The sequence below is a fragment of the Acinetobacter sp. IK23 genome, assembly GCF_035615275.1.
Taxonomy (GTDB): Bacteria; Pseudomonadota; Gammaproteobacteria; order Pseudomonadales; family Moraxellaceae; genus Acinetobacter; species Acinetobacter seifertii.
This window is the reverse complement of the sequence record NZ_JANBNX010000006.1, coordinates 183557-192526: the sequence shown is the minus strand read 5'-3', so window position 1 is coordinate 192526 and position 8970 is coordinate 183557. Positions and strand designations below refer to the sequence as shown.

Below are 8970 nucleotides of genomic sequence, written 5' to 3'. Positions count from 1 at the left end.
AGGTGACAACGTTGAAATGTCAGTAGAATTAATCCACCCAATCGCAATGGACCCAGGTCTACGTTTTGCGATCCGTGAAGGTGGTCGTACTGTAGGTGCTGGTGTTGTTGCGAAAGTAACTGCATAATCACTTTTCAGTGAAAAAAGCGCTCCTTTTGGAGCGCTTTTTTTATGCTTGTTGTTTGACAATTCAATTTAAAGCTGGCCTTAACTGATACTTCAATGTCCTTATTTGCACTTAAGCCTTTTTATTAAATTTGTATGATAAGAATCAAGAAAATGAACAATAAAGTTTATGTAACTTCGGTTACTGGTAAGGAGCTTTCGATATGAACGCTAAAGTGAATATTACGAATCGTGCAGGAGCGAGCTTTCCAGTACGTCGTATGAATTTTGACTTTAATGATGTACCAGAATATTGGATGAATGGTTCTGCTGGACTCACACATTTCATGACTGCATTATCAGCATTGTTTCCTGCTGGTGAGAAATTCTTCATCGATAGTGTACGTGCCGTACGTTATCATCCAGCTATTAAAGATGATGAACTGCTACAAAAAGAGATTAGTGCTTTCATTGGGCAAGAAGCAATGCATACTCAAGAGCATGTAAATTTTAATGCTTCTGCTCAAAAGTTTGGTCATGATGTAGAAACGTTAGAGAAATTTACTGATACAGCGATTCAAACAGCCATTAAAACTTTTGTAAAGATTGTCAAACCTTTTGGCATGACAAAAGAAATGGTGGATCTGACTGCTACTACTGCACTTGAGCATTTTACAGCTACTATCGCTTCACAATTATTAGTAAATAAGAACATTCAAGAGCTGATGACTGATGAAACCATGTCAACTATGTGGTATTGGCATGCAGTTGAAGAAAATGAGCATAAAGCTGTAGCTTTTGATGTATACGAGGGTGTATTTGGTAAAGGTATAAAGGCTTATGCTTTACGTACGAGCTCTTTAGTATTTGCTATGACTTTAATCTTTTTGATTCAGTCATCGTTTGTACTTCGTCTTTTAAAACAAGATAATAAATTAAACTTAGCTGAGCTGTCTGTAATTTATAAATATGGTTATAGCCCATCGAAAGGTATTATTACAGGTATGGCGAAAGAAATGCTTGCTTATTTTAAACCAGGTTTTCATCCTAATGATTTAGATACAGTTAGCTTGTTAAAAACATGGAAAGCTAAACTTGGACTTTAACCAAAAAATAAAGTGAAAAGGGCTGTGAATAGCCCTTTTTTGTTGCCTTAAAAGTGCTACTCATTTTTAAAATTATAGAGTTTTATTTTGATTCAGAAAGGGGCTTTTAATGACCTCATCTGATAATTCGCTGTCCTCATCTGCACTTAAATAGCGCTTTTAAAAGCGTATTATTATAAATATTAAGAAAATAAATAAGGATATAAGTGAATCTTGGGTTCACTTAAAGGAGTCTAACATGAATGCTAAAGTAAATATTTCTAATCGTGCTGGAGCAAGCTTCCCTGTACGTCGTATGGACTTTGAATTTGATCAAGTTCCACGCTATTGGGCAAATTACGATGCAGGATTAACTCACTTTATGACAGCATTATCGGCTCTTTTTCCTGAAGGTGAACAATTCTTTGTAAATAGCACGCGTGCTGTTCGAAATGATCCGAAACTTGCTGACCCAGCTCTTCAAAAGGAAATTAGCGCTTTTATTGGTCAGGAAGCCATGCATTCGAAAGAGCACTTAGCATTTAATGCTTCAGCGCAGGCTTATGGTTATGATGTTCGTCATATGGAAAAGCAAACTGGAAAAGTCATTAAGATGGGTACGGCTGTTGTAACCAAATTAATGAAACCTTTTGGCTACACCAAAGAAATGATTGATTTGACGGGAACATGTGCTCTAGAACATTTTACTTCGACCATTGCCGCTGAACTTCTACAAAATCCTGAAATTCAGGCGATGTTCCAAGATAACACCATGTATCATTTGTGGATGTGGCATGCAGTTGAAGAAAATGAACATAAAGCGGTAGCTTTTGATGTTTATACAAGCATGTATGGGCAAGGTCCGAAAGCTTATTTTATGCGTTCAACTGCTTTAATTATTGCCATGGCTTTAATCTTCGCAACTCAATCTTACTTTACGGCTAAGTTACTCAAGACTGATGAAAAGTTAACTTGGAAAGATACCAAATACATGCTTAAGTTTATGTATGGTCGTAAAGGTTTTATGACACGTCAAATTCCAGAATTGTTGGACTTTTTAAGACCAAAATTTCATCCAAATGATTCGGATACCACGGCTTTATTGGCAACTTGGCGTGAAAAGTTAGGTTTCTAATAAATCACATAGAAAAAGAGCAATTTAATTGCTCTTTTTTTTTGCTCGTTTTTTCTATTTAAGTTTCTATAATACGCTTAACTAGAAATCTGTAAATGTGTTGAAATTCATGATTCGTACTATGCAAGCCTCCGATGTGGATAGTGTTGCTCAAATTGAAAAGCTTGTTCAGACACACCCATGGTCAAGACAGCAATTTATTGAATCTTTGAATTCTTATCAATGCACAGTGATTGAGTTAAATAGCAAAGTAGTTGGATTTTGTATTTTACAACCCGTTTTAGATGAAGCAAATTTATTACTCATGGCAGTTGATCCTAAAATGCAAGGGCAGGGTTTAGGATATGAATTATTAAGTGCTTCAATTGATCAATTAAAAAATGAGCCAGTACAAATCTTTTTAGAAGTCCGTGAAAGTAATAAAGCAGCTATTGGTTTATATGAAAAAACAGGCTTTCACCAAATTGATCTGCGTCGCAATTATTATCCTACTCAAGAAGGTGGGCGTGAAAATGCGGTGATTATGGTAAAAACCTGTACTGATGATTTCGCATCATTATTTTAATCACTTATCTGTTTGCATTTGATAAGAATAGATTAAAACTATTTAATAATTAAGTTGTTCCATTCGGAAGGTAAGGTTGTCATAAGAGACGTGCCTAACTGTTGGATCTCTTCTGGTGACAATGATCTATTTAAACGGCGCCATTGCCCATCTAGTAAAAGTTCTAAAGGTGTATATTGCGATTTGTAGTTCATTTTGGCAGAGTGAGGTACCCAATAGCCTAAATAAAGATATTCTAAGCCAAGTGATTTTACATATTCGATTTGATTCAAAATCGAATAAACACCTAAAGATCTACGGTGCTCATCTGGATCAAAGAATGTATAGACAGCTGATAAACCATCGTCCATAAGATCACAAGTAGAAACACTGATCAGACGGTTATCTTTCCATAATTCCAAGAAGAAACTATCTGTGCAGCTATGAACCAGAAATTTTTCAAACTGATCTAAACTCGGCGGAAACATATCGCCATCGGCATGGCGCTCATTAATATAACGTTCATATAAATCATAATGAATTTGTGCAGCTTGCCGTGTTGGTAGAACAGTCATAGTAAGATCTTGATTTCGTTTCCACGCTTTTTTTTGCATGCTGTTCATTTGGAAATCGGCTACAGGAACACGACAAGACAAACATTGTCTACATAAATGGCATTCAGGACGGTATACAAAGTCACCACTACGACGAAAACCTAAACGAGAAAGTTCAGAAAGAGTCACCACATCAATTCGATGAATAGGGTCTAAAAAGACCATACGTGCTGATTTATTTTCTAAATAGCTGCAATCGTGAGGTGGAGTAATATAATACTGCAGATCATTTAAAAGGGACTTCGGGTGATATGATTTCATGATTGGTCCCTCCTGTTATCATTCCATTAATTTTGCATTTAATGCTATTGTTTTACTTGAAAATACACGTTCTTGATACTTTTTCCAATTGATAGAGGGGTGAATAATTACATCTTGTAACGATTTAAGATATTCCTGCCGAGAAAGTGTACAAGCCCCAAGACTAATTAAGTGACTATTTACCAGTTGGCAGTCGACCCAAGGAAGCTGATTTTCTTGACCGATTAACATTAAAGTATAAAAAGCCATTTTAGAAACATCGGTTTGGATACTAAACATAGACTCGCCAAAACAACCTTTCCCGATCGTTACCCCATATAAACCACCTACCAACTGTTCATCTTGCCAGACTTCTATGCTATAGCCATAACCTGCATTAAACATTGCTAAATAGCCCTGAATAATATCTTCGCTAATCCAAGTTTCATTCGCATAACTTCGAGGTAGTGAACATGAGCGTATGACCTGTTCAAAAGCACGGTTTACCGTAATGGTGTAATCATACTTTTTCATATTCCGAATGAGCGATTTACTTGGTTTATAGTTTTGAGGATAAATCACACAGCGTGGTTCCGGACTCCACCAACAAATAGGCTCATTTTCATTAAACCATGGAAACAAACCATGGGTGTAAGCTTCATATAAAGTAGAAGGGGAGAGGTCTGCTCCGATACAAATTAAACCATGACCATCTGGATCAGCTTCCTCTGGATCTGGAAAAATATATTGAGATAGAGGTAGTTTGTTCATAAGTCTAAAATAATGTGCGTTTAAAGGTTATGCTATAAAAATTAATATGAGCCAGCCAGTAATTATTATAAATGATAAAAAAAACAGCCGTTATAAAACGGCTGTTTGTAATATCTAAACTTAAAGGTTGTCTAGATATTTCTCTGCATCTAGTGCTGCCATACAGCCTGAACCAGCTGATGTAATCGCTTGACGGTAGATACTGTCAGCTACATCACCTGCAGCGAAAACACCCGCTACAGAAGTTGCTGTTGCATTACCTGAAGTACCACTTTGTACTTGGATGTAGCCATCACGTAAGTTTAATTGACCATCAAACATTCCTGTATTTGGTTTGTGGCCAATTGCTACGAATAGACCATGAACTTCTACATCTTGCTTAGTGTCATCTTTGGTTGATTTAAGGCGAACACTTGTTACGCCAGTATTATCACCCAAGACTTCTTCAACTTCATGATTCCAAACGATGCTGATTTTGCCTTCTTTTTCTTTAGCAAATAAATGATCTTGTAAAATCTTCTCAGAGCGTAAAGAATCACGACGGTGTACTAGAGTTACATGTGAAGCAATATTTGATAGATAAAGCGCTTCTTCAACAGCAGTGTTACCACCACCAACAACCATTACTTTTTGGTTTTTGTAGAAGAAACCGTCACATGTTGCACAAGCACTCACGCCTTGGCCCATAAATTTTTGTTCAGACTCTAAACCAAGGTATTGAGCTGTCGCACCTGTCGCAATAATTAATGCATCACAAGTGTACTCTTCCATATCACCTTTAAGAACGAAAGGACGTACATTTAAGTCCACTTCGTTAATATGGTCATAGACAAGTTCGGTACCGAAGCGTTCAGCATGCGCTTGCATACGTTCCATTAAAGCAGGACCAGTCAAACCTTCAGGATCGCCCGGCCAGTTATCAACTTCGGTTGTTGTTGTAAGTTGGCCACCAAGCTGTAAACCAGCAATAAGTGTTGGTTTGAGATTTGCACGAGCTGCATACACAGCCGCACTATAACCTGCAGGGCCTGAACCGAGAATAATTAACCGAGAATGACGAGCACTCATTGAGGGTATCCTTATTTATTTCGAGAATTTTGAAAATTATACGTGAAATTGCCGACCAATAGCGTGAAATCGATGTGGATAATATTGATCAGGTCAATCGAATTAAGTTATATAACAATATAGAAGAGCCTTATGTTAACAACAACTGTAAAGAATCATGCACCTTTTTTGTAAGAACAGGTGCATAATATAAAGTTCATTCGTTGAAGATCTAAAATGTTGGTCTTCACATCTCTAAACCAATAATTAAATGGGTTACAGGACAGTATATGACTGCGGTGTCAAGTGTTTATGCACAGCGCTTATTGATGACATTATTCTTGGTCTCTTTTGGTATTTATATGTTTCTGGCGACAGTAACGTATACGCCATTTGATCCGGGCTGGATGCATATTTCAAGTGATACTCAGCAAGTATCTAATGCAAGTGGTATTGCTGGTGCATGGATTGCAGATTTGCTGTTTGGCTTTTTAGGCTGGGCAAGTTTGCTTATTCCAATTTTCTTGTTTGTTGAAGCCATTCAAGTCTGGTGGCCGCATAGTTTTCTAAACCGCCCATTTCGTTATGCTGCTCAATTCTTTTTAATTCTTGTTGTGTCGAGTTTACTCTATTTACACTGGAATGTACCGGCAGATACTTTGGATAATGCCGCAGGCGGAATTATTGGTTATGAATTGGGACAGAGCTTATCTCAACTATTAACAATTTATGGTGCCACATTCTTTTTATTGGTTTTTGGGGTGGTTTTGTTCACTTTAGCATTTGGAGTGCAGTGGAGCAAAACTTGGGTTACGCTCAAAGCGATGCCAAGTTATTTACAAGACTTATTCTATAAGAACGTATCGCCAAATGAATCTGCTTATGATTTAACTACACAGCCTGCAAATAAAACAGCAAAGGTAAAAGTTGCAGAGATGCCTAAGGCCGATGTTGCTGATGAAGCAGAGCCAAATGTTCAACCAGAAAAAACACAAACAAAGGTTAGCTCTACACGACACGATGAAATGGCAGAGAGTTTATTTGCAGATGTTTTAGCAAAAGAGCAAAGTCAGCCTGAAGCTGTGGAAGAAAAGCCAACGCCTCAACCGGAAAACTTTGAACGTACACTTGAACAAGCGCATCAGCTTAAAAAAGATAGTGAGCGTCTGGTTGCTACAGGTGAAGTTTGGCGCGCTTTGCAACGTGATGATGCAAGTCATAAGCAAGAAATTGACGCCTTATTAAGAGCAGCTGATGATTCAAATGAACATCCAAGTCATGAGCAATTCCAAGAGGTAGCTTATCAGGCTAAACAAACTCAACCTCAAGTCTCGAATACTCATCAAGGTTTAGATTGGAATGATGATGAGATTTTTGACGAGTTACTTGCCGCAGTTCCAAATAGTAAAACTGCCACTGATGTGCATACACCCTTCATTCAAGACCATCATGTTGAACCAGTTGTAACGCCGCAAACATCTCATGCATCAGTTGAAACATCTGTAGCTCCATCGAATTTAAATCAGTCACCTAAAAATTTATCAAATGAACAGGTGTTTGATGATTTTGATGACTTGTTAATTGATGAAGATATTGCTCCAGCAACTCAACCGGTTAAAGCAAGTAGTTATGCTCAATCTTCAGCATTTGTACAAGCACCAATTCAAACTGCGATTGGTGCAGAGAAGCTTTCAAAAGAAGAGTTTATTGAAGCTTGGCAAGAAACTGCTGGAAAGCCTGAGGACGATTTTGAAGATGAGTTCGATTTTGATGCACCATTAACTGATGCATCTGGTCGACCAATGTCTCGTGCAATGCAGGTAGCGAAGAAGCGTTTAGATTTACCAACCTTACCGGGCTTTGAACTGCTTGATAAGGTTGACCCAAATAAGAAAGTTAACTTTACCGAAGAGCAGCTTTCACGTTTGTCTGAATTGTTAGAGATTAAATTACAAGAGTTTAATGTTAAGGCTCAGGTCGTTGAAGCTCAGCCAGGGCCAGTTGTTACGCGCTTTGAATTAGACTTAGCTCCGGGTGTTAAAGCTTCTAAAGTGACTAATATTTCCCGCGATTTGGCACGTTCAATGTCTATGGCTTCTGTACGTGTTGTAGAAGTTATTCCGGGTAAACCGTATATTGGTATTGAAGTACCAAATAGTGCCCGTGAAATGGTACGTTTGATCGAGTTATTGGAAACGCCAACATATCGTGACCCAAGCGCACTGATTAGCATGGCAATGGGTAAAGATATTTCTGGTAATCCAGTATTAACAGATTTAGCAAAAGCACCGCATATGTTAGTTGCTGGTACAACAGGTTCTGGTAAATCCGTTGCGGTTAACTCGATGATTTTATCGATGTTACTTAAATATACGCCAGACCAACTACGTTTAATTTTAATCGATCCAAAACAGCTTGAACTTGCAAACTATAATGATATTCCGCATTTATTAACGCCTGTAGTCACTGACATGAAAGATGCAGTTAGTGCATTAAACTGGTGTGTAAATGAAATGGAGCGTCGTTATAAGCTTATGTCATTCCTTAAAATTCGTAAGTTAAGTGACTACAACCGAAAAGTTGAAGAAGCAATTGCAAATGGGGAAGACTTGATTGATCCAACATGGAAACCGAGTGATTCAGCGACACAAGAACGTGCACCTCGTTTAACGCCGTTACCATCAATTGTAATTGTGGCAGATGAGTTTGCCGACATGATCATGCAGGTGGGCAAGAAAGCGGAAGAAATGATTACGCGTTTGGCGCAAAAATCTCGTGCTGCTGGTATTCACCTTTTACTTGCAACTCAGCGTCCATCAGTAGATGTTATTACGGGTTTGATTAAAGCCAATATTCCAACGCGTGTAGCTTTACGTGTAAACAGTAAAATCGACTCACGTACTATTTTGGATGCAGGTGGTGCAGAAGACTTGTTAGGTCATGGTGATATGCTGTTCTTAGGGCCAGGTAAGATTGAGCCAGAACGTGTACATGGCGCATTTATTAGTGATGATGAAGTGAACCGTATCTGTGATGCATGGCGTGAACGCGGTGAACCTGACTATGTAGATGAGATCTTGACGCCATTTGATGAAGAACCTACATCTCGTGGCTTTGAAGAGGGTGATGGTGCTTCAGACCGTGATGCACTTTATGACCAATGCGTATCGTTTGTTCTAGAAACTCGAAAGGCATCTACATCTTCATTACAGCGTAAGTTTAGCTTAGGTTATAACCGTGCTGCCCGTATTATCGACCAAATGGAAGAGAACGGTATTGTGAGTGCTATGGGTGCCAATGGTAAGCGAGATATTTTAGTTTAATATCTTTACTTGAAATAAAGCCTCTTCGGAGGCTTTTTTATGGTTAAAAATAATAGCCCTGAACTGAAAGTTTGAGATTTTATCAAATAGTAAAAAATGCTAATGT

7 protein-coding genes and 1 pseudogene are annotated in these 8970 nt (G+C 38.1%); 5 read left to right on the top strand and 3 right to left on the bottom strand.

Annotation, left to right across the window (positions count from 1 at the left end; genetic code table 11):
- The 4 genes and pseudogenes from MSG95_RS07125 to rimI all read left to right on the top strand — a co-directional run.
- Positions 1–127, top strand: a pseudogene (locus MSG95_RS07125) (elongation factor Tu); the annotation flags it as partial.
- Positions 128–329: 202 nt separating this feature from the next.
- Complete coding sequence (locus MSG95_RS07120) at positions 330–1211, top strand: metal-dependent hydrolase (RefSeq protein ID WP_324624835.1); 882 nt, start codon at positions 330–332, stop codon at positions 1209–1211.
- Positions 1212–1449: 238 nt separating this feature from the next.
- On the top strand, positions 1450–2325 hold the full coding sequence (locus tag MSG95_RS07115; protein ID WP_107972275.1) for a metal-dependent hydrolase: 876 nt from the start codon (positions 1450–1452) through the stop codon (positions 2323–2325).
- Between the two features lie 109 nt (positions 2326–2434).
- Complete coding sequence (gene rimI / locus MSG95_RS07110; RefSeq protein ID WP_004703327.1) at positions 2435–2890, top strand: ribosomal protein S18-alanine N-acetyltransferase; 456 nt, start codon at positions 2435–2437, stop codon at positions 2888–2890.
- Between the two features lie 38 nt (positions 2891–2928).
- Here rimI and MSG95_RS07105 read toward each other — a convergent pair whose 3' ends face one another.
- From MSG95_RS07105 to trxB, 3 genes are all read right to left on the bottom strand, one after another.
- Positions 2929–3744, bottom strand: a complete 816-nt coding sequence (locus MSG95_RS07105) for an arginyltransferase (protein WP_004703325.1) — start codon at positions 3742–3744, stop codon at positions 2929–2931.
- Positions 3745–3762: 18 nt separating this feature from the next.
- Entirely contained in the window at positions 3763–4494 is a 732-nt protein-coding gene (gene aat, locus MSG95_RS07100; protein ID WP_324624836.1) for a leucyl/phenylalanyl-tRNA--protein transferase, read from the bottom strand.
- 120 nt (positions 4495–4614) lie between these two features.
- Positions 4615–5562, bottom strand: a complete 948-nt coding sequence (trxB, locus tag MSG95_RS07095) for a thioredoxin-disulfide reductase (RefSeq protein WP_004703323.1) — start codon at positions 5560–5562, stop codon at positions 4615–4617.
- 269 nt (positions 5563–5831) lie between these two features.
- Here trxB and MSG95_RS07090 point away from each other — a divergent pair, with 269 nt between their 5' ends.
- Positions 5832–8864, top strand: coding sequence for a DNA translocase FtsK (locus MSG95_RS07090; RefSeq protein ID WP_324624837.1), 3033 nt, complete (start codon positions 5832–5834; stop codon positions 8862–8864).
- Positions 8865–8970 lie beyond the last annotated feature (106 nt).

Coding starts and splice junctions, on each gene's coding strand:
- MSG95_RS07105 (WP_004703325.1), bottom strand. CDS start 3,744: ATGAAATCATATCACCCGAAGTCCCTTTTAAATGATCTGCAGTATTAT.
- MSG95_RS07120 (WP_324624835.1), top strand. CDS start 330: ATGAACGCTAAAGTGAATATTACGAATCGTGCAGGAGCGAGCTTTCCA.
- MSG95_RS07090 (WP_324624837.1), top strand. CDS start 5,832: ATGACTGCGGTGTCAAGTGTTTATGCACAGCGCTTATTGATGACATTA.
- rimI (WP_004703327.1), top strand. CDS start 2,435: ATGATTCGTACTATGCAAGCCTCCGATGTGGATAGTGTTGCTCAAATT.
- MSG95_RS07115 (WP_107972275.1), top strand. CDS start 1,450: ATGAATGCTAAAGTAAATATTTCTAATCGTGCTGGAGCAAGCTTCCCT.
- aat (WP_324624836.1), bottom strand. CDS start 4,494: ATGAACAAACTACCTCTATCTCAATATATTTTTCCAGATCCAGAGGAA.
- trxB (WP_004703323.1), bottom strand. CDS start 5,562: ATGAGTGCTCGTCATTCTCGGTTAATTATTCTCGGTTCAGGCCCTGCA.